The organism is Rufibacter aurantiacus (genome assembly GCF_017916345.1).
GTDB lineage: Bacteria > Bacteroidota > Bacteroidia > Cytophagales > Hymenobacteraceae > Nibribacter > Nibribacter roseolus.
Window position 1 is genome coordinate 149215 of sequence record NZ_JAFMSV010000004.1, and the last position, 26417, is coordinate 175631.

General features: G+C 53.2%; 22 protein-coding genes. 10 read left to right on the top strand and 12 right to left on the bottom strand.

Annotation, left to right across the window (positions count from 1 at the left end):
• Positions 1–297: 297 nt before the first annotated feature.
• On the bottom strand, positions 298–762 hold the full coding sequence (locus J3P34_RS15455) for a nuclear transport factor 2 family protein (protein WP_210489567.1): 465 nt from the start codon (positions 760–762) through the stop codon (positions 298–300).
• Between the two features lie 249 nt (positions 763–1011).
• On the opposite strand from J3P34_RS15455, the gene J3P34_RS15460 reads away from it, so the two are divergent.
• From J3P34_RS15460 to J3P34_RS15475, 4 genes are all read left to right on the top strand, one after another.
• Entirely contained in the window at positions 1012–2295 is a 1284-nt protein-coding gene (locus tag J3P34_RS15460; protein ID WP_210489568.1) for a M16 family metallopeptidase, read from the top strand.
• A 315-nt stretch (positions 2296–2610) separates the two neighbouring features.
• Positions 2611–3093 (top strand): 2-C-methyl-D-erythritol 2,4-cyclodiphosphate synthase, encoded by a 483-nt coding sequence (gene ispF / locus J3P34_RS15465; protein ID WP_210489569.1) that lies wholly within the window; start codon positions 2611–2613, stop codon positions 3091–3093.
• A 128-nt stretch (positions 3094–3221) separates the two neighbouring features.
• The gene (locus J3P34_RS15470; protein ID WP_210489570.1) at positions 3222–4877 is read left to right on the top strand and encodes a M28 family peptidase; all 1656 of its coding nucleotides are present in this window, start codon (positions 3222–3224) and stop codon (positions 4875–4877) included.
• 311 nt (positions 4878–5188) lie between these two features.
• Positions 5189–6571, top strand: a complete 1383-nt coding sequence (locus J3P34_RS15475) for a LutB/LldF family L-lactate oxidation iron-sulfur protein (protein ID WP_246853747.1) — start codon at positions 5189–5191, stop codon at positions 6569–6571.
• A gap of 98 nt (positions 6572–6669) precedes the next feature.
• Here J3P34_RS15475 and J3P34_RS15480 read toward each other — a convergent pair whose 3' ends face one another.
• The 4 genes from J3P34_RS15480 to J3P34_RS15495 form a co-directional block, all read right to left on the bottom strand.
• On the bottom strand, positions 6670–6906 hold the full coding sequence (locus tag J3P34_RS15480; protein ID WP_210489571.1) for a hypothetical protein: 237 nt from the start codon (positions 6904–6906) through the stop codon (positions 6670–6672).
• Positions 6907–7021: 115 nt separating this feature from the next.
• Positions 7022–8098 carry an aminotransferase class V-fold PLP-dependent enzyme gene (locus J3P34_RS15485; RefSeq protein ID WP_210489572.1) on the bottom strand — a complete coding sequence of 359 codons (1077 nt, stop codon included), beginning with the start codon at positions 8096–8098 and terminating at the stop codon, positions 7022–7024.
• 250 nt (positions 8099–8348) lie between these two features.
• The gene (serA, locus tag J3P34_RS15490; RefSeq protein ID WP_210489573.1) at positions 8349–10241 is read right to left on the bottom strand and encodes a phosphoglycerate dehydrogenase; all 1893 of its coding nucleotides are present in this window, start codon (positions 10239–10241) and stop codon (positions 8349–8351) included.
• A 182-nt stretch (positions 10242–10423) separates the two neighbouring features.
• A complete protein-coding gene (locus J3P34_RS15495; RefSeq protein WP_210489574.1) occupies positions 10424–11377 on the bottom strand; it encodes an asparagine synthetase A in 954 nt (317 codons plus the stop codon).
• A gap of 161 nt (positions 11378–11538) precedes the next feature.
• On the opposite strand from J3P34_RS15495, the gene J3P34_RS15500 reads away from it, so the two are divergent.
• Together J3P34_RS15500 and J3P34_RS15505 are read left to right on the top strand one after the other, a co-directional pair.
• Positions 11539–12003, top strand: a complete 465-nt coding sequence (locus J3P34_RS15500; RefSeq protein ID WP_123128412.1) for an Lrp/AsnC ligand binding domain-containing protein — start codon at positions 11539–11541, stop codon at positions 12001–12003.
• A gap of 88 nt (positions 12004–12091) precedes the next feature.
• Complete coding sequence (locus J3P34_RS15505) at positions 12092–12973, top strand: glycerophosphodiester phosphodiesterase (RefSeq protein ID WP_210489576.1); 882 nt, start codon at positions 12092–12094, stop codon at positions 12971–12973.
• Positions 12974–13140: 167 nt separating this feature from the next.
• Here the strand turns inward: J3P34_RS15505 and J3P34_RS15510 are convergent, their stop codons facing one another.
• Both J3P34_RS15510 and J3P34_RS15515 read right to left on the bottom strand, forming a co-directional pair.
• Positions 13141–14283, bottom strand: coding sequence for a DUF4407 domain-containing protein (locus J3P34_RS15510; RefSeq protein WP_210489577.1), 1143 nt, complete (start codon positions 14281–14283; stop codon positions 13141–13143).
• Positions 14284–14464: 181 nt separating this feature from the next.
• Positions 14465–15223, bottom strand: coding sequence for a hypothetical protein (locus tag J3P34_RS15515; protein WP_210489578.1), 759 nt, complete (start codon positions 15221–15223; stop codon positions 14465–14467).
• Positions 15224–15473: 250 nt separating this feature from the next.
• Here J3P34_RS15515 and J3P34_RS15520 point away from each other — a divergent pair, with 250 nt between their 5' ends.
• Both J3P34_RS15520 and J3P34_RS15525 read left to right on the top strand, forming a co-directional pair.
• Positions 15474–16670, top strand: coding sequence for a cation:proton antiporter domain-containing protein (locus J3P34_RS15520; protein ID WP_210489579.1), 1197 nt, complete (start codon positions 15474–15476; stop codon positions 16668–16670).
• Positions 16671–16757: 87 nt separating this feature from the next.
• Positions 16758–17303, top strand: coding sequence for a hypothetical protein (locus J3P34_RS15525; RefSeq protein WP_210489580.1), 546 nt, complete (start codon positions 16758–16760; stop codon positions 17301–17303).
• Between the two features lie 278 nt (positions 17304–17581).
• Here the strand turns inward: J3P34_RS15525 and sdaAA are convergent, their stop codons facing one another.
• On the bottom strand, positions 17582–18487 hold the full coding sequence (gene sdaAA / locus J3P34_RS15530) for an L-serine ammonia-lyase, iron-sulfur-dependent, subunit alpha (protein ID WP_210462122.1): 906 nt from the start codon (positions 18485–18487) through the stop codon (positions 17582–17584).
• Between the two features lie 222 nt (positions 18488–18709).
• Between sdaAA and J3P34_RS15535 the strand changes: the two genes are divergently transcribed.
• Together J3P34_RS15535 and J3P34_RS15540 are read left to right on the top strand one after the other, a co-directional pair.
• Positions 18710–19261: a Crp/Fnr family transcriptional regulator gene (locus J3P34_RS15535; protein WP_210489581.1), complete on the top strand. Its 552-nt coding sequence runs from the start codon at positions 18710–18712 to the stop codon at positions 19259–19261.
• A gap of 69 nt (positions 19262–19330) precedes the next feature.
• Positions 19331–19900 carry a DinB family protein gene (locus J3P34_RS15540; RefSeq protein WP_210489582.1) on the top strand — a complete coding sequence of 190 codons (570 nt, stop codon included), beginning with the start codon at positions 19331–19333 and terminating at the stop codon, positions 19898–19900.
• Between the two features lie 352 nt (positions 19901–20252).
• Here J3P34_RS15540 and J3P34_RS15545 read toward each other — a convergent pair whose 3' ends face one another.
• The 4 genes from J3P34_RS15545 to J3P34_RS15560 form a co-directional block, all read right to left on the bottom strand.
• Positions 20253–21686 carry a thioredoxin-like domain-containing protein gene (locus J3P34_RS15545; RefSeq protein ID WP_210489583.1) on the bottom strand — a complete coding sequence of 478 codons (1434 nt, stop codon included), beginning with the start codon at positions 21684–21686 and terminating at the stop codon, positions 20253–20255.
• Positions 21687–22067: 381 nt separating this feature from the next.
• Positions 22068–23066 (bottom strand): Hint domain-containing protein, encoded by a 999-nt coding sequence (locus J3P34_RS15550; protein WP_210489584.1) that lies wholly within the window; start codon positions 23064–23066, stop codon positions 22068–22070.
• 223 nt (positions 23067–23289) lie between these two features.
• On the bottom strand, positions 23290–24459 hold the full coding sequence (locus J3P34_RS15555) for a pyridoxal phosphate-dependent aminotransferase (RefSeq protein WP_210489585.1): 1170 nt from the start codon (positions 24457–24459) through the stop codon (positions 23290–23292).
• Positions 24460–24488: 29 nt separating this feature from the next.
• Positions 24489–26057, bottom strand: coding sequence for a flavin monoamine oxidase family protein (locus J3P34_RS15560; RefSeq protein WP_345890373.1), 1569 nt, complete (start codon positions 26055–26057; stop codon positions 24489–24491).
• Positions 26058–26417: the final 360 nt, after the last annotated feature.

Genomic DNA, 26417 nt, shown 5'->3' on the forward strand with positions numbered 1-26417 from the left:
GCCAGTTTAGGGAAATTATGCTAAAAACGACCTTCAACCTGGGTTTGGTCTGCGCGGCTAAACCAGACAACTGATTTATTTAACGAAATGAACGCAAAAGCTATCCATCCTATTACCAGCTAAACTAGCGCGACTGCAAGAAGCAGGAAGAACATTAACCAAAACGAGCAAATAAGCATCCGTAAAGCCTTACTCTGGAGATAACTGCTTCACAGACAAACCAAGGCACATAAAAAACCCTCGCACCTCTCAAATGAAAGAAGCGAGGGTAAATAATTTATTTTAGGTCTTACACCCTTAATTCACCGCATTCACAATAGCTTCTAACTGAGCGTTAGTTGGTGTCACGTTAAAGCTGAGAACATTGATTTTCCAGGAGTCTCCGTCTTTGATCAAATGGCTTACCAAGCGCCAGGGAATGTTGGGCGTAAACGTATCCATCTTAAATTGTTCAATCACCGTGGCAGAGGTACCGCTCTCATCAATCTTTATTTCCCGGAGGTCTACCTTATGGTTGGAAACTTTCACTGTGGAATCCCCAAGCACCTGCGCCATGTAATCTGAATATTGTTGCTTATCAAACAACTCCGTTGGGTCTGTAGCACTAAAGTGTCCGTCTTCTGCAAGCAAACCAGCCATTTCCGTGGCTTGTTTATTCGCCAGGGAAGAATGGAATCTGTCCATTACTTCAGAGACATTGGCATGGGATGCAGTAAGGTTATCAGGGGCTTCCTGGTCTGTTGTTGACAAGATGTTTTCCATAAAATGTAGTTATAGATTTTAGATATATATATTTACTAAACATAACCTTATTTAATTACATAAAAAAATGGATATGTTCAAATTCAATAATAAACAACCCACCTCTTGAAACACTGAGGTATTTACGTGTGTTTCACTGCTATTACCGCTAACTACCCTCTTTCTTGGATGCAACTTTAATTTTCAGACTGGGTTTACGTACTTTCGTACATTGTCTCCCCCTATCATTAAGAGAGGACACCTTTGATTATGATTCAGTATAAAGAATTCACTTTAGATAATGGCCTGCGCTGCATTGTGCACGAAGATACCACCACGCCGCTGGCGGTTTTGAACGTGCTCTACAACGTGGGTTCCCGCGATGAGGACGAGACCCACACTGGTTTCGCCCACCTGTTTGAGCACCTGATGTTCAGCGGATCAGTGAACGTGCCCAACTACGACGAACCCTTGCAACTGGCCGGCGGAGAAAACAACGCCTTCACCTCGCCGGATATTACCAACTACTACCTCACCGTACCGGCCCAGAACATTGAGACCGGCTTCTGGCTGGAGTCTGACCGCATGCTGGATCTGGCATTCAGCGAGAACGGTCTGGAGGTGCAGCGCAAAGTGGTGGTAGAGGAGTTCAAGCAGAATTACCTGAACCAACCCTACGGCGATGTCTGGCTCAAACTTCGGCCGCTGGCCTACCAGCACCACCCCTACAAATGGGCAACTATCGGGAAAGAGATCAGCCACATTGAGAACGCCGTCATGGACGATGTGCGGGCCTTTTTTAAGAAGCATTACTCTCCGGCCAACGCCATTCTGGTACTGGCCGGCAACATCACCTTTGAGCGCGCCAGGGAACTCACCGAGAAATGGTTTGGGCCTATTCCCGGCGGCGTGAAATACGAGCGTAACCTACCCCAGGAGCCCCGCCAGACCGAGGCCCGCTTCCTGGAAGTAGAGGCCGAGGTGCCCCTCACCGCGCTCTACAAAGCCTACCACATGCCGGCCCGCACCAGCCCAGACTACTACGCCGCCGATCTGTTGAGCGATGTGCTGGGCCACGGCGACTCTTCCCGCCTTTACCAGGAGCTGGTGAAAGAGCAGAAGCTGTTCAATTCCATCTCCTCGTTTGTGACCGGCTCCATGGACCCGGGCTTGCTCGTGGTTCAGGGAAAACTGAACGTGGGCGTAGATCCACAGGTCGCCAACGCCGCCATAGAAACCATCGTGGCCAGGATCAGGGCCGAGCACGTGAGCGAAGAGGAACTGCAGAAGGTGAAAAACAAAGCCGAAACCTCCATTGTCTTCTCCGAGATTGAGCTCCTGAACCGTGCCCTGAACCTAGCCGTGGGCAAACTGATGGGCAACCCTAACTTCATCAACGAGGAAGGCGCGCTGGTTCAGGCCGTCACCTCACAGGCCATCTACCAGCAGGCCCAGGAAATCCTGAGACCCGAGAACTGCTCTACCCTCATCTACAAAGCCGCTCCCGGCAGCGAGGCGCAAGAGGAGTTGGAAGAAGCTTTGGAACAGGATTAGTTTGTTTAAGGGCTGATTTTTAAAAATCAGCCCTTAAACAAACTAATCTGCTTTCTCTATATTTATTTTTATGTCATCCTGAAAGGATCTTGTGAGCAAACGGTAGTAGGGTTTAATAAAAGCTATTCTAGTTCGCCCACAAGATCTTTCCAAGATGACATAATTTATCACCCTGCCTTTATTGGTGTTATCACCAACAAACCGCAGGAGCAGCTATTGGCAAGGCCAGCGTAAACTGCTTGTTGGTGATAACACCAACAAGGGGGCGGCCTTACTCATCTAAAATCTCAAAATAAAGCAATCAATACCTCATTCATGAGCTTTAACATAAGAACCGGCTTCGGCTATGACGTGCACCAGTTGCAGGAAGGATTAGATTTCTGGCTTGGTGGCATTAAAATACCCCACACGCATGGCGCTTTGGGCCACTCAGACGCAGATGTCCTGATCCACGTGATCTGCGACGCCCTGCTGGGTGCTGCTAACCTGCGCGACATTGGGTTTCATTTCTCAGACAAAGACCCTAAGTACAAAGGCATAGACAGCAAGATCCTGCTGCGCGAGGTCATGAAACTCATCCGGGAGAAGGGCTACGAGGTGGGCAACATTGATTCTACCGTCTGCCTGCAGGAACCCAAGGTGAACCCACACATCCCAGCCATGAAAACCTGCCTGGCCCAGGTGATGGGTATTCCGGAGGATGATATCTCCATTAAGGCTACCACCACGGAGCAGCTTGGTTTTGTAGGCAAGAAAGAAGGGGTGGCCGCCTACGCCACGGTATTGATCCACAAATAAAAGCGCAAGCAATAAGGCAACATTTTTGCCCTGTTTTCCCAAAAACGGCCCCAAAACAGCTATCGTTTGTTCGTTACCCGAAAATTCAGTAGCATTAAGGTCTTATACCAGAACAACAAACAACCTCAATGAAAAAGCATTTGTACACGTTGGGCATGGCCGCCGCTTTCCTGTCGGCTTGTTCCTCGTCCCAAACTCCTTCGGCGTCTACCGCTGGGGGCGCTACCGCGGGTAGCAGTGCCGCGGCCGCCTCTGGTTCCATTGCCGCCAACCCCACCGATTACGCCAACACCATCACCGCCGCCGACCTGGAGAAATACCTGCGCGTGCTGGCCTCCGATTCTTTGGAAGGCCGCGAGACCGGCGAGCGAGGGCAGAAAATGGCCGCCGAGTTCATCTCCAACCACTTCAAGGCCAACGGCCTGGTGGGTCCGGTGAAAGGCGGTTCTAACCCGTATTACCAAACCTTTGACCTGGAGAAAAGCTCCTGGGGCGAAGGCTACGTGACCGTAGGTTCAAAGAAATTCACCATGGGCAAAGACTTCTTCGTGCTGGGCACATCGCCGTACCAGAATGAGGAAACTGCTCAGGTGGTGTTTGCCGGCTATGGCATAGATGACCCTGCGTACTCAGACTACACCAACCTGGACGTGACCGGCAAGGCCGTAGTAGTGCTGGCTGGTGAGCCTAAAAAAGCAGACGGCAAATATATCATCAGCGGAACCGACAAAATGAGCACCTGGTCACAGGATACTCGCACAAAAGCCACTGCCGCCACCAAGAAAGGCGCTAAAAGCGTGCTGGTGGTGATGGGTACCACTGATGCCGAGTTCCAGCAGCAGACGGCCCGTTACGCCGGTATGTTGAATCGCTTCTCCATCGGGTTTGCAGCTTCCACTACCCAGCCTCGCGCTGCTAACATCTACGTGTCGCCTTCTATGGCTGCCGCGTTACTGAACACCAAACCAGAGCAACTGACTTCTTACGGTGCATCCGTGGCCAAAGCGGGCAAAACCGTAGCCTCGCCTTTCAAAGCAGCTACGAACGTGAAGATCAAAACCGCCCGTAACCGCCAGCCGCTCCCCACGGAGAACGTGTTGGGTTACCTGGAAGGCTCTGACCTGAAAAACGAACTCATCGTGATCAGCTCGCACTATGACCATGAAGGCATCAAGAATGGCGTTGTGTACAACGGCGCCAACGACGATGGCTCCGGCACCATGGCGGTGATGGAACTGGCCCAGGCTTTCGCGCAGGCGAAGAAAAACGGCCACGGTCCGCGCCGCAGCATCCTGTTCCTGGCGGTTACCGCCGAGGAGAAAGGCCTGCTGGGCTCAGAGTACTACACCGATCATCCTGTTTTCCCGCTGGAGAACACCGTGGCAGACCTCAATATCGATATGATTGGCCGTACCGATAAAGAGCACGAAGGCAAAGCCGACTACATCTACGTGATAGGCTCTGACAAGCTTTCCTCTGAGCTGCACGCCATCTCTGAGAACGCGAACAAGACCTACACCAACATCGATCTGGACTATACCTTCAACGACCCCAACGATCCAAACCGGTTCTACTACCGTTCAGACCACTACAACTTCGCGAAGCACAACATTCCGATTGCCTTCTATTTCAACGGCGTGCACGAGGACTACCACCAGCCAACGGATGACGTGGACAAGATCAACTTCCCGTCCGCCGAGAAAGTAGCCCGCCTGGTGTTCTACACCGCCTGGGACCTGGCTAACCGTACCGAGCGCATCAAGGTGGACAGCAATAAGAAATAAGCGCCGACGCTGCGCGTTAGTCCTGAGTTCTAAGTTCTAAGTTGGAAAAACACTCCTAACTCAAGACTCTAGACTCAGGACTAGTCAAAAGAAAAAGGAGAGGGAAAACCCTCTCCTTTTTCTTTTGACATATATCTTATTGGCCCTTTCGCCGTTAATTTTGTAGCTTGACCGCTTCTTTTACAAGGCATTGCGGTAATTGCCCCTCTTATTTGGGCCTGTTTTCTGAAAATGGCTTAAAAACTGAGAAGTAGACATGATCATGGCCCGGGCAGACACCTGGGCCGGAAAGACTAACCGGAGAGAATAACTTGAGCATAAAATTAAAGCAGTTTCTGCAGGACGCGGAGAATAAGGCCTTTGACCTGGAGCACCGGCAGAAGATCCGCTTCAACATAGGCAAGTACAATGCCGCCGTGCAGAACGGCATGATGGCCTATGAGCACCATGAACTGGCGCGCGAGCGGGCCTCCTTCCTCAAAACCCAGACCATCAACAACCTAGACAAGTACTTGGTGGAGTTTGAGAACAATTTCACCAAACGCGGCGGAAAAGTGATCTGGGCCCAGAACGCCGAGGAAGCCCTGCGCGAGATCGGGGCCATCATGAAGCGGAAGCGCGCCAAATCGGTGGTGAAGTCCAAGTCCATGAGCACCGAGGAAATCCACCTGAACGATTTCCTGGAGAAGAACGGCGTAGAGACAGTGGAGACCGACCTGGGCGAATACATTGTGCAGCTGGCCGGGCAGCGCCCGTACCATATTGTGACGCCGGCCATGCACATGTCCAAAAAAGACATTTCGGAGCTGTTTTCTAAGAAATTGGGCATTCCGCGCACCGATGACGCCCAACAGCTGGTGCTCACAGCCCGCAAACTGCTACGCGAGAAATACACCCAGGCCGAGGTAGGCATCAGCGGGGCTAATTTCCTGATCGCGGACGTAGGCGGTATTGCCGTGACGGAGAACGAAGGGAATGCCCGCCTTTCTACCACCTTCCCGAAGACGCACATCGCCATTGTGGGCATAGAGAAGCTGATTCCGTCCATGCTGGATCTGGACCTGTTCTGGCCTTTGCTCAGCACCAGCGGTACCGGGCAGAACGTGACCATCTACAACACCATCTTGACCGGACCGCGCCAGCCCACCGAGAAAGACGGCCCTGAGGAAATGTACGTGATCCTGCTGGACAACGGCCGCACCAACCTGCTGGCCCAACCAGACCAGCGCGAAGCCCTGAACTGCATCCGGTGCGGGGCTTGTCTCAACGTGTGCCCGGTGTACAAGAACATCGGCGGCCATACCTACGAGACCACGTACAGCGGCCCCATCGGATCGGTGATTACGCCGCACCTGGCGGGCATGGAAGAACACAAGCACCTGAGCTATGCCAGCTCTCTGTGCGGTGCCTGCACCAGCGTGTGCCCGGTGAAGATTAACCTGCACAATTTGCTCCTGCTCAACCGCAAGCAAAGCGTAGACGAAGGCTTGGTAGATAAGAATGAGAAACTGGCGTTCCGCTTCTGGGCCAAGGGCATGCAGAGCCGCCGGTTGCTGAACCTGGCCCCGGCTTCGGTGAAGAACTTTGTGTTGGGCCACGTACAGAAAGAAACCTGGAGCAAACGGCGCGAGCCGCTAGTGGCCGCCCCGCTTTCTTTCAATGAGATGTGGCGAAAACAACGCAAAAACCTCTAAACAAGAAAATGCCTTCTGGTTCTCAGAAGGCATTTTTCATTTCCTCAAAGACGAGCAGTTTCCCGCCTTTCCAGAAGTATTAGGCAAACGGCCAGCTATTAGCGGGAGGCAATTTGCTGGAAGAAAGATTTCTTCTTGCGGTTTGCGGTAGTCCGCTTTTTCATATAACTCCCATTATTCCGCTTGATCTGCTTGTATCTGGCCATAGAACCTTTCTTCTTTTTGAAGAATGGAAGTGACTCAGCTGCAAGCGTGGCATCGGTGGCCGCGTTGGCCACAGGAGAAACAGAAACTGCGAAAACGAAAACCAAAAGCGTAAGTAAAAATTTCTTCATCGGAATACTGTTGTTTTAGTTATATTTAATACTTCCTATACCCAAAACTAGAAGTAAAGTTTCACTATACCAAGTATAAATATACCCAAAACAGCATATTCCTTTTTACATACAATTATAGGCGTTTTAGTATTTGGATTAAATCTTCTACTTCCTGCCCTGAAATAGCCGGAAAATTGGCTATTCTGATCTGTTTATCTTTGAATGCTCCATATCCACTTCCTACTATATTTCCTTCTTTTTTTAATATAGAAATAATTTCGGCGGCAGGTCTGTCCAGCACATCGGCGACTATTACCGTGGGTGACCGGTGGGCTTTCTCCTGCACGAAGGGGGAGAACAGAGGACTCTCCTCCAGAAATGAGTAGAGTTGCTGCGCCTTGGTCTCCGTCTCCTGCCTGATCACGTCCAGTCCTTTGGCCAGCATGTCTTCCACCACATGAGCAAGCAGGTAGATGTCTAATACGTTGGGCGTGCTGGGCGTCTGGAACTGCTGGTACTGGTCCTGCAAAGAAGCGATGCTGTGGTGCCCGCCGGTGTACTGCGTTCCTTCCAGTTGGGCGGCTTTCGTGCGGCAGCGCTCGTTCACCATCCAAACCCCTAGACCGGCCGGCAAACCAAACCCCTTCTGCACCGATAAAAACGCCATATCTATTCTGGAGAAGTCCAGCGCGGCGTAGGGCGCCCCAGACACAATATCCACAGAGATTAACGGTTCTGGGTACCTCTCCCGCAGCAGGTGGATGTCGGCGACAGGAACGCAGACGCCGGAGCTGGTCTCGTTCTGGGTGATGGCCAGCAACTCGGTACCGGCGGGCACCTGCACCTGGTCTATGGCAAACCCCTGCCCAAATGGTACCTGCAAAACCTGCGCATCGCGGCCCAGCCACTTGGCGTGGTCCAGGTACTTCTTGGAGAAGGAACCGTTCACCAGGTGGTAGGTGCGCTCAGCAGTCAGACTCTGCAGGCTGCGCTCCCAGATCTCGGTGGCCGATCCGGTGAAATAAATGGCGTAATCATGGGGCAACCCAAACAACGCCCGCAGGCCTTCATCAGTGCGTTTGTACAGGTCTTTGAACGCCTGGCTGCGGTGCGACTGGGAGAACACCTGCTGGTCTAACGCGTTTTGCAAATGCCCTGCCACCGTTGGGTACAGTTGCGAGGGGCCGGGAGTGAAATATACAGAAGCCATTTTTGAATGAGTGAATGGGTGATTGAGAGATTGAATGAATGGATTGAACGATAGTTCTCGCCTACCGTGGTTTATAAATGAGAATGGAGCAGGTTAAATGCAAGAGCCGTTTTGAGGCCGTTTTCTGAAAAACAGCTCTAAAACGGCTCTTGTACTTTATGTCTATTTCAGCTGATGCTTTGGATCCGTTTTCATAAAAACAGCCCCAAAACGCCAGAACATCTTGCTACGCGATATGAGCTACCTGATACTAGTACAGCGTCCGGGATTTGATGGTGTCCGGGATCTGCTTCAGCTGCTTGATCACGGAGCGGTCGTACTTGGTATCCACATCCGTGATCACGTACCCGATGGTCTCGTTCGTTTTCAGGTACTGGCCCAGGATGTTGATCTGGTTCTCGGCCAGGGCGTTGTTGATCTTGGCCAGGATACCCGGCACGTTGCGGTGAATGTGGATGAGGCGGTGCGCGTTGCGCAGGGCCGGCAACTGCAGGTTAGGGAAGTTCACGCTGTTGTAAGAACCGCCCGTGTTGATGTAGTCAATCATCTTGGACGGCACGTACTGCGCAATATTCTCCTGGGCCTCCTCGGTGCTACCGCCCACGTGCGGCGATAGCAACGTGTTGGGCAAGCCGCGGAGCGCCGATTCAAACTTCTCCTGGTTGTTCTTGGGCTCATACGGGAACACGTCCACGGCACAACCCCTGATCTTACCGCTCTTAATGTTTTCGGCCAGGGCCTCAATATCCACCACGTGGCCGCGAGCCAGGTTCAGGAACAGCACCCCCGGTTTCATCTGCTCAAACTCCTTCGGCCCGATGATGTTCTTGTTCGCGGCGCGGCCGTCTACGTGCAGGGTTACGATATCCGCCAGGGCCAACAGTTCAGCCAGGGAATGGCAGACCTTGGCGTTGCCCAGGGCCAGCTTGTCTACAACGTCATAAAAATAGACCTCCATGCCCAGGCTCTCGGCTAAGACAGAAAGCTGCGACCCGATGTTGCCGTACCCAATGATGCCCAATTTCTTACCCCGAATCTCATTGGATCCTTTCGCTGATTTGTCCCACTCACCCTCGTGCAGGCGGTTGCTTTTCTCCACCAGTCCGCGGGAAAGCATGATGATTTCGCCGATGGCCATCTCCACCACGCTGCGGGTATTGCTGTAAGGCGCGTTGAACACGATGATGCCGCGCTCAGTGCAGGTCTGCAGGTCAATCTGGTTTGTTCCTATACAGAAGGCACCTACCGCCATCAGGCGCGGGGCGTGCGCCAGGGCTTTGGCCGTCACTTGCGTCTTGGACCGGATACAAAGAATAGACACATCATGCAGCTGCTCGCACAACTCGTCTTCTTCCAGCGCTCCCGCGACTACCTCTACCTGGTAACCTTCCTGCCGGAACATATTGATGGCCCGCTCATGGATACCCTCCAGCACCAGCACTTTGATACGGTTCTTGGGGTAAGAGAGCGCGCTGGGCAGCTTGTTCACGTACAGGAACTCATCCAGACTGGGGGTCACGTGGTCGGCTTTGCCCACTACGCTGTCGCGGCTCACGTTCTCGGTGAAAGCGTAGAATTTATCGGCGATGCCGGCTTCTTTGATCTCATAATCGGTATAGCCGTCCCCGATGACGTAGACCTCGCCGGGCAGGTTCAGGCTCTTGATCTGCTTGGCCTTACCCTGGTTCTGGGTGAGTACATTGGCGCGGTCAAACCCGGTAATGTTACCGTTCTCGTCATACGTGAAGCTGTTGGCGAACACGTTCTCGGGCTTCACGCCCAGTTCCTGCACAATGGGCACAATGAACTCCTTGAACCCGTTGGAGATGATGTAGATATCGTCTTTGAAGGCCTCAAAGAAAGCTTTGTTATGCTTGAATGACTCTGAGATCTGGCCCTTCAGGTGTTGGATGAGGGTATCCAGGTGCTCCCGGTTGGCGCTGAGCAGGGCCAACCGCTGGTCCAGGGAGTCTACCAGGGGAATCTCGCCTTCCATGCCCAAGTCGGTGATGCGCTGGATTTCGGAGAGTACTTTCTGGCGACGGGCCGGGTCTGGGATGCAGATGGCGCAAAGTTCGTCCAGGGCCTCTACCTTGGTGAAGGTACTGTCAAAGTCAATGATGAAATGCTTGTGCGTACTCATGGAGAAGGAGTTAACGAGGCTGGGCCGCTAAGAATGCCCGAGCCTCTGGTTTCCGTACTGCCGTCCCAACAGGAATGGCGCCCCAATATCGGAGAGGTTACGGTGAAATGAAAAGCGTTTTTAGGGAGTTTTCTAAAAACCGCCTAAAAACGCTACTTTTTACTAGTAAATACCTGACTTTGTTAGAAAAGTGCCGGTGTGCCGGGCCTACGCGGAAACAAAGCCACGTCATTGATGTCTTTGATGCGGCAAATGAAACGAGCCATGCGTTCTACCCCAAACCCGGCGCCGGCAGAGCGCGGCAAGCCTTGTTGGGCTACTTTCAGGTAATGTTTGAAGGCCTGCTGGTCAGTGCCGGTCTCTTCCATCCGTTTCAGGATCTGGTCGTACTCGTTCTCACGCTCCGCTCCGGATAATCCTTCGCCAAAACCCTCGGGCCAGATAAGGTCATAGTTCAGGTACGTGCCCGGCTTGGCGGGGTCTTCCTTGTCATAGAACTCGCGGCGGTGGTTCAGGAGCCAGAAGGGCAGCTGCGCCTCCTTTGATTTGACGTGCTCATAGTCGGGGCCGTACTGCGCCTCCAGGTCCTCGGTCCGAAAGATCTCCAGCTCGCCTATCTGGCACAACCCCTGCGGGCGGTACTTGGAGACGATCTCCGGCAGGTCCCGCTGCACGGCGGCAAAGAGGTAACGGAGCAGGTCTTCCATGAAGGAGCGCACAAAAACGCCGTCTTTATCACGGAATTCAAAGTCTATCTGGGTGAACTCAAACAGGTGGCGGCCCGTAAACGCACGGTCGGCAAACTCCAAACGAACATTAGGTGACACAATGTACAATGCCTCCAGGGCTGGGTTCAAGAGCGCCAACTGCTTATGGAAGATCATGGACTTGGTCAGGCTCCAGCGGCAACCGGCATAGGCAATGGATGCATCTACCACGCCATGGTTCAAAGGATCTGTGATGGGCGAGAGCATGAGGGGCATGACCTGCACCAAACCGCGCTCAAACATGAACTGGTGCGCGGCCCTGATGATGGCTTGCTGCACCTTGAGCACGTCTACGGTTTCCGTGCCCTGCAATTGGGCCAGAGTTGCCTCCAGGCTCACCTCTAGCTCTTCAACCAAATCGCCTTCCATATAAATTTTATAAATATGTTAACCTTTCTTTTGTTTCATTAAAACAAATATATGATTTTATTGATTAAATTGATAAATCCATAAAACAATTTTTCGTATCTTAGCACATCCCTAAAAAGGATTATTGTTCGTTGTAGAATTGTTAAAAATAGATCTATAAAATGGCCCAAGTTTCAGAAATTGACAATCTTGACAGAAGAATTCTTTCCATGCTGATGCTAGATGCTACCAGAGCCTACACAGACATTGCCAAAGAATTACAAGTTTCTGGGGGTACCGTACACGTGCGCATGAAGAAGTTGGAAGATTTAGGGGTGATCAAAGGATCGCACCTCTTCATCAACCCCAACGCGGTAGGTTATGACATCTGCGCCTTTATTGGTATCTACCTGGAGAAAGGCTCAGCGTACCAGACGGCGGTCACTTCAATGCGGCAAGTACCCGAGATTGTTGAGATGCACTACACCACTGGCCAGTGGAGCATGTTCGCTAAAATCATCTGCCGTGACACCCTGCACCTGCGCGAGGTGTTGAACGAGAAAATACAGGCCATTGAGGGTGTGGAGCGCACAGAAACCTTCATTTCTTTAGAAGAAAGCATTACCCGCCAGGTAGACATCCTGTAATTAGGCAATTGCTTTCTGCGGCCGTTGGCTGAATTAGAAAACTGTATTATCTTTCAACGCTGAAGTCTACAGATAGGCCAGCGCGTCTATGAGCGAAAGATCCCGTACCCGTAAGATACAATGGTGGAAGAGGCAGGCAATCCTGCCTCTCCTGTTGTTTTTTCTCTGGGCCTGCGGCGATTCTGGCAACGCTGAGCCAGGCATCACGCTGAAGAAAAATGCCCGTAAGGTGCAGGTCATTGCCCACCGGGGCGCTGCCGGCCTGGCGCCGGAGAACACCCTGGCCGCCGTAAAGAAAGGCCTGGAAACCCAGGCCGATTACATTGAGGTAGACGTGCACCAGAGCAAAGACGGCGAGGTAGTGGTGATCCATGACCCCACCGTGGACCGCACCACCAACGGCACCGGCCGCGTTGCTGACCTCACCCTGGCCGAATTGAAGAAACTGGACGCCGGCATTAAGCTGGACTCAGCCTTTGCGGGCGAGCGCATCCCTACCCTAGCGCAGGTCCTGCGCGCGGTGAAAGGCAAAAAGAAACTGCTCATTGAACTGAAGAAAGGCGAGGAGGACTATTACCCTGGCCTGGAGGAAAAGACCATCCAACTTATCCGGGAGAACCGTGCCGAGGAATGGTGCGTGCTGCAGTCTTTCTATGACCCCATCCTGGACCGCATCTGGAAAACAGACTTCGTGATTCCCACGCAAAAGCTGATCATCGGCAAGATCCCGTTCCTGCCTGTCTTCATTGACCATGAGCTCAAATTCGGGGGGTTTGACCGCTACTCAGAAGCTACCGCCATCAACATGCACCGCTTCTTCGCCTCCAAGGCGTTTATCACCTCGCTGCACAACCAAGGCTTCAAGACCTTTATCTGGACTGAGGACGATCCTAAGAACATCCAGAAGCTCTTCCAAATGGGCGCCGATGGCGTGATGACGAACCACCCGGAGCTGATCAAGAGACAGTAAAGCGCTTTTAGCCTCCTTTGGGGAAAACGAGCTTTAAATGCTTTTCCAGTCAGCGACCCTTTAGAACAGATTTTCTAAAAACGCCCATAAAACGCCAGCGCCGCTTCTGATGACAGAAGCGGCGCTGGCGTTTCAAATGAACTAAATACTACAGTTTCCGGAAGGCTTTAGATTGCATCCATGTAGCTATCTGTCTCGCGGCGGATTTTCTCTTTGCCGGTTCTGAGGCGGGCGTGAGCGTTGGTGCGGGCCAGTTCCAGGTCAGTGTCGGCGTCTACTTTCACGGTCTCGCGGCGGTTATGGCTGTAGTGTTCTATGCGGGATTCCTTGCCGGCCTCGTCAATGACTTTGCGGGTATCGTATTCGCGGCGGCGGTGTTCCAGTTTCTCCAGGCTGTCCAGCTCGGTGGTAGACTCCACGTCGCGCAGCAGATCGTCATAAGGCCCGCGCTTAGAGATCAGTTTGGTGAAGATGGGTGCGGTCTCCAGGCAGATAAACAGCAGCATGATGAAGAAGCTGGGCATGAACGGCAATTTCTCCAGGGCCTCCATACGGGCCATGATGCCGCCGTAATCCTCAAAGCGGGCTTTTCCCTGGGCAATGGCTTTGTCGCGCTGGGCAGCAAGGGTGTCAATGCGCTGCTGGCGCTGGGCAATCAACAAGGAAGCCTGCTCCTGCAGCACCTTCAATTCGGCGTCTATTTTGTCATACTGGGCCTTTTTCTCCTGGAAGATCGGGCCGCGGCCGATTTTCTTCGTGCCGCCAGTACCGTCGCTCTCGGCGCTCATCTGCGCGTAGAGCGTGTCGCGCTGGGCAGACTTGGTTCCTATCTCGGCTTTGATGCGGTCAATGTCCTTGCGCACAGAATCAGCCTCGGTGAACTGCTGGTTGATGAGTTTCTGGTGCTCCAAAGCCAATTGGGCCTTTTTCTCCTCCAGCACGCTGTCAATCTCCTTCTGAAAGATGCGCAGCTCCAGCGGTTTGGAAATCACGATCGCTAATACCAAGGCCAGCACCAGGCGTGGCAGAATCTGCAGGAACTCCTTGCCAAACCTACCCTCCTTGCGGATGGTGGAGACAATGAAGCGGTCCAGGTTGAAGATCACAGCCCCCCACAGTAACCCGAAAGCCGCCGCGGCCACCACAGAGTCAAAAACGGTGTAGAGCGCGTAGCCGCCCGAAAGGGCCGCCAATATGCCGGTGAACAAGACAGTAGCGCCTATGCTCCCGAATTTGATGTGCTCAGACTTAGGGCATTGAGACAGAATGTGGTCATCGGCCCCGGCACACCACCAAAAGAAATCTCTCATATAAGACAGAAGCACGGAAGTGCCTCTCAGGTTAGGATTAGATAATTGTTAAACGAAGATGCGAAAGGATTTTTGATACTGCGGGGTTTAAATAAATCAAGGATAAATAAAAACCGCCACAGGCGCCTTTTAAGCGCATCTGTGGCGGTAACTTACTGGGGATGAGATTGGTTCCGGCGGGTTATTGATTGTTTTCGTCAAGTTTGTTGTAGAGGAGCAGCGAGCCGCAGGCACTGGCCAGCACCAGCCGCAAATCTGGGCTGAGGGTGTTCCTGAACCACACTTTGCCGTTGTTCACGGTCTGCACACTGGCCAGGACCTGGCCATCGCGGGAGAACTCGTAACCCAGGGCCGTGCCAGAGGGCAAGGATTTCCCCTCCCACCTGTACAGCGGCAAAACCTCTATCTCATAGGTGCCGTTGGTAAGCTTTCCGGTGAAATTACGCCGCTCCATGAAGTTCCCGGGATCTGCCAGGGCCAGGCGCCAATCGCCGCTCTCCGGGGACCGGAAGGCCACCTGCAGGAACTCGCGTTGCTTGTTCAGGTCCGCAGACCAGCCATAGGCCTGGGCCGTGACGGCGTTGAGCATGGCTGCGGCCTGCACATCCACCGTTTTCCCCTGCACCGTATCGCGCAGCCCGAAACTGTATTTCTGGTAAGCCTCAGTCACCTGGATCAAATTACCTAAATCTGTGCGGCGGGTCCAGCCCCGGCTGATGTCCTCCAAGCGGTATGCGCCAAACCCAAAACCCTTCTCTTTGCCCAGTGACAACCTGAAAGCCGAGCGCCCCACCACGGGCATGACGGTGGCTTCCTGCTGAAAGCTTTCGCTTACTTTCATATCAGGCAAAGAGCAACCGGAGAAGCCTAGCAGCACGCTGGCTGCAGCAGAGAAGAATAGTTTTTTGGAGCCAATGGTAAGAGAGGCGAGTGGTTTCATAAAGTCAGATAAAGCTTTATTCAAGCTGCATAAATAATCAAAAGATAATCAGTCCAAGAAGCCAGAACCTACCCCGGCAAAGACTTTTCCCGTAAAAAGAGATTTCTATCTTAGTAGCGAGAAGAAGACCGGCCAGGAACCATTTACCCCTACTGGCCGCTTCTATATTTCAATACTTTTCAAATACAAGGTGCGTTTTCCTTTCTGTAGAAGCAGGCCTTCGTATTATTTTTCCACCTAACCGCACGGCATGATATTAGACGCATATACCTTTCTGATCATTCTTAGCAGCCTCATTATTCTGTCCTATGTCTTTGACCTGATGGCCAAAAGATCAAAGATACCATCCGTCATCCTGCTGCTTTTCACCGGAATTATCCTTCAGGTACTTGCCTCTTCTTTCAACGTCTCTCTGCCGGGTCTGCGCAACATCCTGGAGTTGTTTGGCATCATAGGCCTTATTCTCATTGTGCTGGAAGGCGCCCTGGACCTGGAACTAAGCCGCGATAAACTCCCCCTCATCCGGAAAACCCTGCTCACGGCTACCCTTACCCTGCTCATCACGGCGGCGCTTATTGCCTGGTTTATTTATTTCTGGCTGGAAGTGCCCTACCAAGTGGCCATTGTCAACGCCATCCCGCTGGCGGTGATCAGCAGCGCGATTGCCATCCCCAGCGTGAGTAACCTCACTGCCCAGAAAAAGGAGTTTATCGTCTACGAGGCTACCTTTTCAGACATCATCGGGATTGTGGCCTTTAATTTTGCCATTCAGAACGAGCAGGTGGGAATAGGATCTTTCGTTTCCCTGGCGGTGGACCTGGGCAGCATCCTGCTGATCTCCGTGGTGTGTTGTCTGCTCCTGTTGTTTTTCGTGGACAAGATCAGGAGCCACATCAAGTTCTTTCTAATTATTGCCATCCTCATCCTGCTGTACTCCATCGGAAAGAAATTCCACCTGTCTTCGCTGCTCATGGTGCTGTGTTTTGGCCTGATGCTGAACAATGCCGCGCTATTCATCAAAGACCGGCTGGCTAAGTACATCAGCCTGGCATCGCTCCAGGCGGAGATCATCCAACTCAAGCAGATCAACGGGGAGAGTGCCTTCGTGATCAGGACTTTCTTCTTCCTGCTCTTCGGGTTTTCCATTAACCTGCAGGAACTCTTCCAACTGGATGTCTGGGTCATGGGCTTCACCATCTTCTCAATTATCCTGCTGGTACGCTTTGCCTACCTGCAGTACATTGCCCGGGTGCCGCTTATCCCGGAGCTTTTCATTGCGCCCCGAGGCCTGATCACCATCCTGCTGTTCTTCAGCATTCCGCCGCAGTATGACATTGTGGGTATGAACGAGAGCGTGCTTTTCTTTGTGGTTCTGCTCTCCAGCCTGCTCATGATGCTGGGCTTGTTGCTGACCAGAAACAGCGTGAGCAACATTCCAAACTATTAAGGTCCTCAATTCTTAGTTACCTGGGGTTTCCATAAACGAAAAGGCTTGTTGCTGGCGTTCTTTTATAAAAAGCTGTAGCTTAGCTTCATGGGAAAAACACTGGCAGTTCTCTTGTTAGGCGTCCTTTTCTCCGCCGTGAGCCGGGGCCAGTTCCTTTATGGCCAGGCCTTGCCTAATCTGGAACCTATTCCGGCGAAGCCCATGCCCAGATTAACGGCATCGGTTCAGATGTATGAGCCCCTGTTGCTGCTGGGTTCACAGGAAACCGATTATGCTTCTTTGGTGGTAGACCCAAAGGAAATTATTGTGGTGAAAGCATTCCGAGACTCGGCTGTTCTGGCATCTATGGGTCCGGCAGCCAGCAGCGGCGTGTACCTGATCAAGCTTAAAAACAAGAAGACGCTCCTGAAGCTGGAAGACGTGCTGGACTACTTCCAGGTGCCCCAAGAACAGCGGCACCTGCGTATCCTCCTGAACAAACAGCCCTTCAACAAAAACCGGTTTCTGGCCGATGTCAAAAGAATCATTAGAATTGAGGTGATGACGCAGGATAAAGTCAGCCCTTACCGGCTTAGCTGGGATGAGCATGAACAGTTCCTGAACATCGTGACGGTGCAGGAGGCGCAATTGTAAACCGTAGGGGCAATCCCTTGTGGTTGCCCTTTCTCCGTAGCAAGAGCAGGTAGGTTCTTCAAGCGCCTTTGTCATCCCGGGCCTTCAAGGGGGACGGAATGCATGTTCCTTTATTGGGTCATTCCCAACAATCTGGATTTTGTTGACAAACAAAGGGCAACGACAAGGGATTGCCCTTACATTGCTTTCCCGAAAGGCTAAAACACCAATCCCCGTTTAGGACCCCGTTTTTTAAAAACAGCCTTAAACGGGGATTCGTCACTCACTCACTCACTCACTCACTCACTGTCTTCATCCGGAAGGATTTCCACGTCCTGCACCAGGACCAGGTTCTCAATCTCGCGGCCTCTGGGGGTATTGGCCAGTCCGCCCAAGGCTGTTTCTTTGTACTTGGTTTCCATGCTTTGGCCAACCTCGCCCAGCGCCATGACGCATTGGTCTACGGGGATGACCGGGTTCACGCCGGCAATGGCAATCTGGGCACTGGAAAATGCGATGGCGGCCGCACTGGCATTGCGCACAATACAGGGCACCTCCACCAGTCCGGCCACGGGGTCACAAATCAAACCCAGCATACACTGAATGGTGATGGCCACCGCTGCAAAAGCCTGCTCTACGGTACCGCCCAGGCAATACACAATAGCCCCGGCGCCCATGGCTGCTGCGCTACCAGTCTCGGCCTGGCAACCGCCCACGGCCCCGGCCAAAGAGGCATTAGTTTCTATAATAAGCGCAATACCGGCGGCCACCAGCAAGCCCTCGTGGATTTTACGATCTTCCAACCCGTGCAGGTCCTGAATGGTGGTCAAAATACCTGGCAAGATGCCTGAGGCGCCGGCAGTGGGCGCCGCCACTACCCGACCCATGCACGAGTTCACTTCCTTAGCCCCCAACGCCCGGCTAATGAGCTGCTGAAACTCCGGCGACAGAACCGTTACCGGTGCGGCTGCCACTTTCTTGGCCCCGTTGTTCACCATGCCCGAGCGCGAGGTCATATCCTGGGTGAGCCCGGTCTTCACGGCATCCTTCATGACATCGTACGCCCGCTGCAGCCCGTCCCAGATCTGTTCCTCGGTGCGGCCCTTCTGCTCTATCTCATAGGCCAACACTGCCTTGTACAACGGTTCTCCCGTGGCTTGGCAATGCTGTCCCCAACTCGCGAAATCATTAAAAAGTAACGCCATATCTTGTCTGTATCTTCTGGTCTGTAAACCTTCTGCCTTTCGTAGCAAAGAACTCATTCTTCAATAAAGCAGAGCTTTCCCAGCGGGTTTAGCCTTTAAAATTACGTGAAAGAAAAGAGATAACCAGTATCTTTAGGTATACGCAAGAGAAAAAAACCTAACATTAGTTCTAGGTCTGTTTTTCGCTTATTTTCCTAAAAATAGCTCCTAAACCCGCTGCCCATGCTGGCTTCTCTGCTCAATCAGCTTCCGCTTTTCACCCCCGATGACGTGGACGCTTTTCTGCCTCTCTGGAAGAAGCGCTACACTGTAAACCGCGGCGATTTCCTCATCCGGGAAGGGCAGGTGGAGCAGCATCTGTATTTTGTGGAGAGCGGGGCGCTGCGGCTGTATCTGCCCACCCCGGAGGAAGACATCTGCGTGGGCTTCGCGTACCCCAATACCCTGATTACTTCCTTTCCCTCTTTGGTGACGCAGACGCCTTCTCTATACTGCATCCAGGCCCTGCGGAGGAGCGAGTTACTGGCGATAAGCAAAACAGATTTTGACCAGATTCAGGAAAAACGGCCAGTATTCATGAAATTCTGGCGGATGGAGCTGGAGAAAGCTTTGGTAGGCAAGATTGAGCGCGAAGTGGACCTGCAACTCCCCGACCCCGTGCAGCGCCTGGAACGGCTGCTGCGCCGAAGCCCGCATATCTTTCAGCTGGTGCCCAAGAAGTACATTGCCTCCTATTTGCGCATGACCCCGGAGACTCTGAGCCGCATCATGTAATTCTTGATTTGGATCAAGGTTTGGCGGGGAAGCGGCTTCTACCTTTGAGTAAACCAAAAGACAAAGACCATGGACACAGCCACTTTCCTCTCCCAATTGCAACAGCAGGCCCAGGCTCAGAAGGGCATTATCCAATCTGAGTTCCTGCCCCTGGACAGCGCCGCTCTCAATTCCAAGCCGCACGCCACCGGCTGGAGCGTTCTGGAATGCATGGAACACCTGAACCGCTACAGCCGTTTCTATTTGCCGCACCTGGAACGTGCCATTAACGCTACTGCCACTCCTCTCTCTCCGCAGCCGGTGCGCTACTCCTGGATCGGGAAGAAATCACTGGACCTGGTGAACCCCGCCAACGCGAAGAAACACAAGACCCTGAAGCACATGAATCCGCACAACAGCAAACTCACCACCCAAGTGTTGACGGAGTTTCTACAGCACCAGGAAAAGCTGCTGCGCGTGTTGGCCTCCGCCGCCAAAGCCGACCTTAACCAGAAAGCTATTCCGGTGGAGTTCTTCAAATTGCTTAAGATGCGGTTGGGAGAAGCCCTGGAATTCTTGATTCTGCATCAGCAGCGGCACATCCAGCAAGCCCAGCGCGTGCAAGCACAATCCCTCCAACCCATCAGCCTGGTAGTGTAAGGATTGTTGGTTGTTCACCACCCCACTTTACGGGTGCTCTTCCTAAATCAGAAGGTGGAGTTTCTGCCTGCGCTATACCGATTGCTCAAAAGACCTCGCAGCGTCCGGAGGTCCTGCGAGCGTCTGCGCCTAGAGACTTGCGCCAGAGATACGGTGGTTTGAGGCGAATTTTGTAAAATAGACAGAAAAACGCCTACCCATTCCTATCCCTTCGAGGAGGGGAATCACAGCAGGGAGAGGAAGAATCTCAGAAACAAGCGCTCTGACCATATCTGGCGAAAAACGGTGTAAGACAGGAAACTTATTGGGATGCCTAAGGCAATCTCCGGTTCTAACCCTTAGCTAAGGCGGCCTAGTTCTCTACTGGCAGGAGATCGTTTACCAGCACAATCTCCCGTTCGCCGGTATTCAGGTTCACTTTCCAGAGCTCGTGGGCGTTGGTGTTGGTGATCCAGAGGAAGCCTTGGTGGAAGAGAACATCGTTGGGTTCTTCCAGGCCCGCTACAATTGTTCTGATGCGCTCTTTATCCAGGTCTATTTCTTTGACTTTTCCGTTGTAGCTATCGGCCAGGTAAAGGGTTCTGTTGTGGTCGGTGATACCCATGCAGTGCTGCAGATATGCTTCATCGAAGTCTCCGTCCTCATCCCCGAACTCAAAGAGCCCGCGGCCGATGAGTGTCTTCACGGTGCCTTTGTCCAGGTTCACGGCACGCACCGCGCTGGCCTCTGGATCTGCTACGTAGAGCATGCGCCCTTGCAGAGCCAGACCGCTGGGCTGATTGAAGGCTGCCTCATGGATGTTTCCGTCGGCGAGGGCCTCCCGACCGGTACCGGCAAAACGGTAGACTTGCTCTGAGCCTAAATCCATGCGCAGAATCTGGTGGTTTCCGGCGCTGGCAATGAAGAGGTGGTTTCCTTCTATGGCCAGATCCCAGGGGCTGTTAGGATTAACGGCCACGCCCATCTCCTCATGGAAAAAGTAGTAGCTCAGTTCCCCCGTGCCAGCAACGGTTTTCACCTGCTTATGGAGAAGGTCCACCTTCCGGATAGCGTTGTTCCGGGTATCGGCTACGTAGAGGAACTGGCCGTGCAAGGCCAAGCCGTGCGGTTCATGGAAAGAAGCTTCCTCAGAGAAACCATCAGTGAAGCCCTCCTGTCCGCTGCCGATGATCTCCAGCACCTTGCCGGTGGTATCCAGCTTGAGAATGCGGTTGTTGCCGCTGTCAGACAGGTACAGGTAGCCTTCTTCATCCTCGATTAGCTTGGAAGGGAACCGAAGGGAAGAGGGCTCCAGGGTCTCGGGCCGGAAAACGTAGGGCTCGCGGTTGAGGCGGTCAGAGAAAGTCTCTATCAGGTCGTCCAGGTGCGGTTTAATGATGTCATAGATGCCTTCACCGGACCGCTGGCCTACTACTTTGCCGTCTGGGTCAATGAGGGCCACGGTAGGCCAGGCGTTTACGGCATATTGCTTCCAGACCTCGAAATCGGCGTCGTTGACCACGGGGTGCTCAATCCCGAACTTGAGAATCGCCTGCCGAATGGCATTCTGCCGCTTCTCGGCATCGAACTTAGCAGAGTGCACGCCAATGACCACCAGTTCATTGGCGTATTCTTTTTCCAGCCGCTTCAGATCCGGCAGAATGTGCTGGCAGTTAATACACCCAAAGGTCCAGAAATCCAGCAGCACAATCTTTCCTCGGAAATCGCGGAGGGTGTAGGAGCGGCTAGTGTTCAGCCAACCGTGGCGGGTGTTTATTTCTGGTGCATTGACACGTCCGGTAAGCATAAGTTTCGGGTTAGGTTTAACGCTGAGTTAATATATGATTTAACTTAGTATAAAAATTACTTTTCCGTTGTTTATTTCAGCTGCAGCCCTTTAAAAAATAACGAAAAATTCCTCTTCCCAAATCCAATCACACACCTAAAAACCTGAATACCAGAAAACTATCAGAATTTTTGTGAGGTTTTTTCTTCCTGGCACGGAGGAGGATTTCCCGCCTTCTACCCACCCATAGCGGCAGATGAGCTTATAAGAAAAGCGTCTACGGGATATGTTTAGCGGCTGTTTTGAAAATTATGGGCCTGAAACGAAAAAAATCCTGGAGCACAGGCCCCAGGACTTAGTCAGGTACGAACGAAAGATTCCAAAAAAGTAATAAAGGGCAGGTTATTTCTGCAGCACCATGACTCCGTTCATGAGGAAAGTAGTGCCTTCGGTGGCCACCATATTGTAGACTTTCTGCACGCCGCCGGCGTATTCCTTTTTGCGCAACACCGTGAACGGCTCATAGGTCCGGGTTTTCTGGTTAAAGCACAGCACCTCCTCGCCCTCCAGGATCTCGCCTATCTTCTTCTGCCCGGTCCGGGTCAACATGGGATGGTTGGGGGTAGCCTCCAGCACCTTGCCAGACAGCAGCACCTCGGTGGCCGTGTTCCCAGTTTTCTCCTGGGCAGCTACCACCACCAGCTGCGTAATGGCGTAGTTTTTGGCCTCGTGCGCCACCAGTTCCTGCACCTGGGTCACGGTGGCCTGCTTGGTCTCGGGGTCCACGGTGACTACCCGGTCGCCGGGCCGGATGTCTTTCAATAGTTTCTTGCTGCCGTTCTCGAGCGCCACTTCCTGGGTGCCGGGGAAACAGATGTCGTTGCCGTAGGTCGCTGATTCCACTTTGAGGTCCTTGCCCTGGTTCAGGACTTTGTACTGCTGGAAAGCCAGTTCCTTGGAGAGGATGTAAGACAGCTTGAGCACGAAGTTCTTTTCCTCTCTGTCTATGGCGTGGATGTCCTCAAAATACTGTTCCCAGACCTTGCCGTCGGAGGTGAAGTTGGGCAGCAGGGCCTGGTAGCGTTTGCCTTTTTCATTGGTGTAAAACACCATAAGGCCCAGTTCCTGCAGGCCTTCCTTGGCCAGGAGGCGGTACAGGTCCATGCGCTTGCGCAGGCCATCGTCACCGGTGATGAAGTAGGGCTTGCGCAGCTCGTAGCGGTCCAGGATGTAGGCGTTCTCAATCTTCACATAGGTGTCGGCGTCCAGGTCTTTTATTTGGAAGGCTTTGGCTTTTTGGTACTCCTCCAGACGGAGCGGCCGAGGGTTGGTCTGGGCCTGAACGTGAAGGGCAGAAACAAGCCATAGAAGCGTGAGAACGGGGAGAAGCAGTTTAGACATGGGGTTGTGCTTAGTGATTGTTTGTGGAAAATGACCGGGGTGGAAAACCACCCGCTGCGGTCCCGCCAGACCCGGGGCGGGAAACTGTTTTTGCCGCTGAAGAGAAGTGACTGTAACATCTTGGTATGAATTCTTAGCTTAGCCGATGCCGTTTTAGGGCTTGTTTTCAGAAATCAGGGGTGAAACGCCGCTTCTCCGGGTTTTAATCCGGGGGAGAGACGTGTTAGGAGAGCTGTTGGAAAGCCTCGGCGAAGGCCTGCATTTCATCCATCCGACCCAGGCTCACGCGGCACCAGTCTTTGCCCGCGAATTTCCAGTACCTGATGCCCACGCCGCGCTTCATCATTTCGTCAGAGAACCGTTTACCGTCCATCCTTAAGGGAAACATCACAAAGTTGGCCGAGGAAGGGATGTACTCGTAGCCTTCTTTCTTGAGCGTGTCATAGAGGAACTGTTTGGAAGCCATGGTCTTCTGCAGGGCATCTGACAGATAGGCTTTGTCCTGGTAGCTGGCCAGGGCCGCCATGATGGCCGGGCCCGAGATGGACATGGCGCCGTTGGTGTACTTAGACAGGGTCTTCACCATCTCGGGTTGGGCCACCACGTAGCCCACGCGCAATCCGGCAAAGCCGTAGAGCTTGGAGAAAGTGCGGGCCACCAGAATGTTCTGGTTTTTCTTCACAGCGTCCATCAAGGTGACCGCCTCGGGATTGGGCAGGTAGTCAATGTAAGCCTCGTCCACGAATACGGGTACTTTCTTGGAGACGCGCTCGCAGAAGGCTTTCAGTTTGGCCGTGTCCAGCACGGTGCCGGTGGGGTTGTTGGGGTTGCAGATATAGACCAGCGCGGTTTTGGCGTCCACCTTTTTCTCCATGGCGTCCAAGTCCAGCTTGTAGTCTGCGGTGAGCGGCACGGCGGCGATGGTGGCGTTGAACTCTTTGGCGCTTTCCACCAGGTCATCGTAGGAAGGGTCGCCGGTGATGATGGTGCCGCCTTTCTGGCTGAAGTGCATGGCCGCCGCCAAAAGTAGCGGACTGGAACCCGCGCTCAGCAGAACAGACTCCGGCGAGACACCTTCGTGCGCGGCAATCTTCTGCACCAACTCGCGGTAATGCATGAACGGGTACTGGTAACTGGAGTTGAGGGAGTCCACCATGGCCTGCTTGGCTTTCTGCGAAGGCCCAAACGGGTTCTCGTTGGCCAGAAGCCGGGCCCGCATGGGCGGCGGACCATCGGTAAGCAGCGACTCCTCCGTGATCCGTTCCCGCAGGGCCGAGGCGGCCGGTCTGGGCATGGCAACCAAAGAAGATATCCCCGAGGGGAAGAAAGCGGTGCCTCCGGCGAGTAAAGCGCTTGCCTTAAGCCAGGTTCTGCGGTCCATTGAAGTTGCCATGCGGGTATAGGTTTTGAATAGGTGTAAGTTTAGTTAGAAGAAGTAGAAACGGTGGGGTACTGCATCCGCCCTTCGCTCAGGCGGCTGTGCACCTGCGCCACCACGCTCCGTGCCGACTCAAAAGCTCCTGCCATCCAGGCGGTCAGGTACGTCATGTGCTCCCCGGCGAAGTAGACGTTTTTCTCCGGCTTCAGTAGGGCCTGGTAATGCGTCTTGCGGTCCTCGGCACTGTACACGGCCCAGCCGCCCAAGCTGTGCGGCAGTTTGTGCCAACTCACCGAAAAAGAGCCCTCAAACTCTTTGGGGTACTGCGGATGGATGAGCGCGCCCTTCTCCAAGGCCAGCTTCTCGCGCTCCGCGTAAGAGAGCTCGCCCACCTTCCGGGCCTTGTCGTTGAAGTTGTAGTAACCAATGAGAATGCCTTTCTTGCCCAGGTAGCCGTTGGAGGGGTAGAAGATCTGCGTGAGCTCATTGTTGGTGTGCGTGATGCCCCCGAAGATCTGCTCCTCCTCTTCCCAGAAGCGCCGCTTGAACTGCAGCCCTATCTTGCCGGTCTGGATGTAAGGCACGAAGTCTATGGCGCGGCTCACGTCTGAAGAGAAGTTGTGTTCCAGGTTGCTGAGCACCGGCAGCGGCAGGGTGCAGATGCAGAGATCGGCGGTGAGTTGGTGGGTGCCCTGCTTGTCTTTATAGGTGACAGTGACGCCCTCGGGCTGGTTCTGGATGCTGGTGACGGTGGCGCCCAGTTTCAGAAGGCCGGCTACCTTTTTCTCCAGCGCTTTGGCAATGGAATCCATGCCTCCCACCGCCTGGAACATGGTCATCTGCAGTTCATAGGTATACTCGGCTACGTTGTAGAAATCGGGATCCAGGAGACCGGAGGAGATGATGTCCGCGAGTTTGTGGGGATTGGAGATCTTGCCGGTTTTCTCCCCGGCACCGGGTGGTTCCAGGTAACCCCGGCGGGCCGATGCCTTGTAGAGTTTGTCTATGTCCAGCCCGCCTTCGGCGCGGAGGTACTCTATTACTTTGGCGGAATCTTCTTTGGAAAGGGCCGTGTCTATCTTGCCGCCATCAACAGCTTTGGCCAGCAGTTCGCTGGTGTAGCCCCGCATGTCATTGTGCACTTCGCGGGCCCGTACTTTCTGATGGGAGAGCGGCCCCTGGCCCTCGGCGAAGAAGTAGGTGCTTTCGTTGACGTTATTGTAGACTTCCAGCGGCACGCCCAACTCGCGGCAGTAGTGCATGGTGAGCTGGTGGTGATGCGGAATGCGCGAGGGGCCGGCGTTGAAGTAGAGGCCGTTGTCAAAGCGCGCGGTCTGCGCTGGTTGGACTGTCTCGGTGGTGGTGACTCCGTCCCGTACGCTCCAACATCGGCCGCCGGTGCGGGTCTGGGCCTCCAGAATGGTACATCGGTAACCCAGTTTGGAGAGTTCATACGCCGAGGTCATGCCCGCGAGCCCGGCCCCCAGGATAAGGATGTGTTTGCCTTTGCCGCTTCCTTCCAGATCAAAGGCGTGGGCGGGCGCGGCGGGCAACAGATTCAACGCTAGCATAGCTGGGTAGGCGCCGGCGCCCAGAATGGCACTCTTACTCAAAAACTCTCTTCTGGATAAAGATTTCACATTCCTGCTGCGTTGTTTGCTTAATAAGTTTAGGCAAACAAAATGAGGAAAACAACACGTAAAAACCACATATGCTTCTCATTATCAAACCGCTACATCCATTTCTTTGTCAAATATTCAATAAATCAATATTCTTTCTGCCTAGTTCTTAACTTAGCTTAGGCTCAACTGGCATCAGATAGCATTTTGGCAAATCCACAATTAACATTTTTTATTCAATTTTTCTTAAATAATACCAATCCTTCAACTTGCTCCCACTTAACTTATGCATTCAGCATCGCTTCTCATTTTTAGGTTCATTTTTGAAAATCAGACCTGAATCAAAACAACGCT

Bases quoted from the DNA above. Each gene is read 5' to 3' on its own strand.
- J3P34_RS15555 (WP_210489585.1), bottom strand. From the start codon at position 24,459: ATGGCAACTTCAATGGACCGCAGAACCTGGCTTAAGGCAAGCGCTTTA.
- J3P34_RS15470 (WP_210489570.1), top strand. From the start codon at position 3,222: ATGAAAAAGCATTTGTACACGTTGGGCATGGCCGCCGCTTTCCTGTCG.
- J3P34_RS15460 (WP_210489568.1), top strand. From the start codon at position 1,012: ATGATTCAGTATAAAGAATTCACTTTAGATAATGGCCTGCGCTGCATT.
- J3P34_RS15550 (WP_210489584.1), bottom strand. From the start codon at position 23,066: ATGTCTAAACTGCTTCTCCCCGTTCTCACGCTTCTATGGCTTGTTTCT.
- J3P34_RS15510 (WP_210489577.1), bottom strand. From the start codon at position 14,283: ATGAGAGATTTCTTTTGGTGGTGTGCCGGGGCCGATGACCACATTCTG.
- J3P34_RS15480 (WP_210489571.1), bottom strand. From the start codon at position 6,906: ATGAAGAAATTTTTACTTACGCTTTTGGTTTTCGTTTTCGCAGTTTCT.
- J3P34_RS15525 (WP_210489580.1), top strand. From the start codon at position 16,758: ATGGGAAAAACACTGGCAGTTCTCTTGTTAGGCGTCCTTTTCTCCGCC.
- serA (WP_210489573.1), bottom strand. From the start codon at position 10,241: ATGAGTACGCACAAGCATTTCATCATTGACTTTGACAGTACCTTCACC.
- ispF (WP_210489569.1), top strand. From the start codon at position 2,611: ATGAGCTTTAACATAAGAACCGGCTTCGGCTATGACGTGCACCAGTTG.
- J3P34_RS15515 (WP_210489578.1), bottom strand. From the start codon at position 15,223: ATGAAACCACTCGCCTCTCTTACCATTGGCTCCAAAAAACTATTCTTC.
- J3P34_RS15545 (WP_210489583.1), bottom strand. From the start codon at position 21,686: ATGCTTACCGGACGTGTCAATGCACCAGAAATAAACACCCGCCACGGT.
- J3P34_RS15455 (WP_210489567.1), bottom strand. From the start codon at position 762: ATGGAAAACATCTTGTCAACAACAGACCAGGAAGCCCCTGATAACCTT.
- J3P34_RS15520 (WP_210489579.1), top strand. From the start codon at position 15,474: ATGATATTAGACGCATATACCTTTCTGATCATTCTTAGCAGCCTCATT.
- J3P34_RS15485 (WP_210489572.1), bottom strand. From the start codon at position 8,098: ATGGCTTCTGTATATTTCACTCCCGGCCCCTCGCAACTGTACCCAACG.
- J3P34_RS15505 (WP_210489576.1), top strand. From the start codon at position 12,092: ATGAGCGAAAGATCCCGTACCCGTAAGATACAATGGTGGAAGAGGCAG.
- J3P34_RS15535 (WP_210489581.1), top strand. From the start codon at position 18,710: ATGCTGGCTTCTCTGCTCAATCAGCTTCCGCTTTTCACCCCCGATGAC.
- J3P34_RS15540 (WP_210489582.1), top strand. From the start codon at position 19,331: ATGGACACAGCCACTTTCCTCTCCCAATTGCAACAGCAGGCCCAGGCT.
- sdaAA (WP_210462122.1), bottom strand. From the start codon at position 18,487: ATGGCGTTACTTTTTAATGATTTCGCGAGTTGGGGACAGCATTGCCAA.
- J3P34_RS15495 (WP_210489574.1), bottom strand. From the start codon at position 11,377: ATGGAAGGCGATTTGGTTGAAGAGCTAGAGGTGAGCCTGGAGGCAACT.
- J3P34_RS15500 (WP_123128412.1), top strand. From the start codon at position 11,539: ATGGCCCAAGTTTCAGAAATTGACAATCTTGACAGAAGAATTCTTTCC.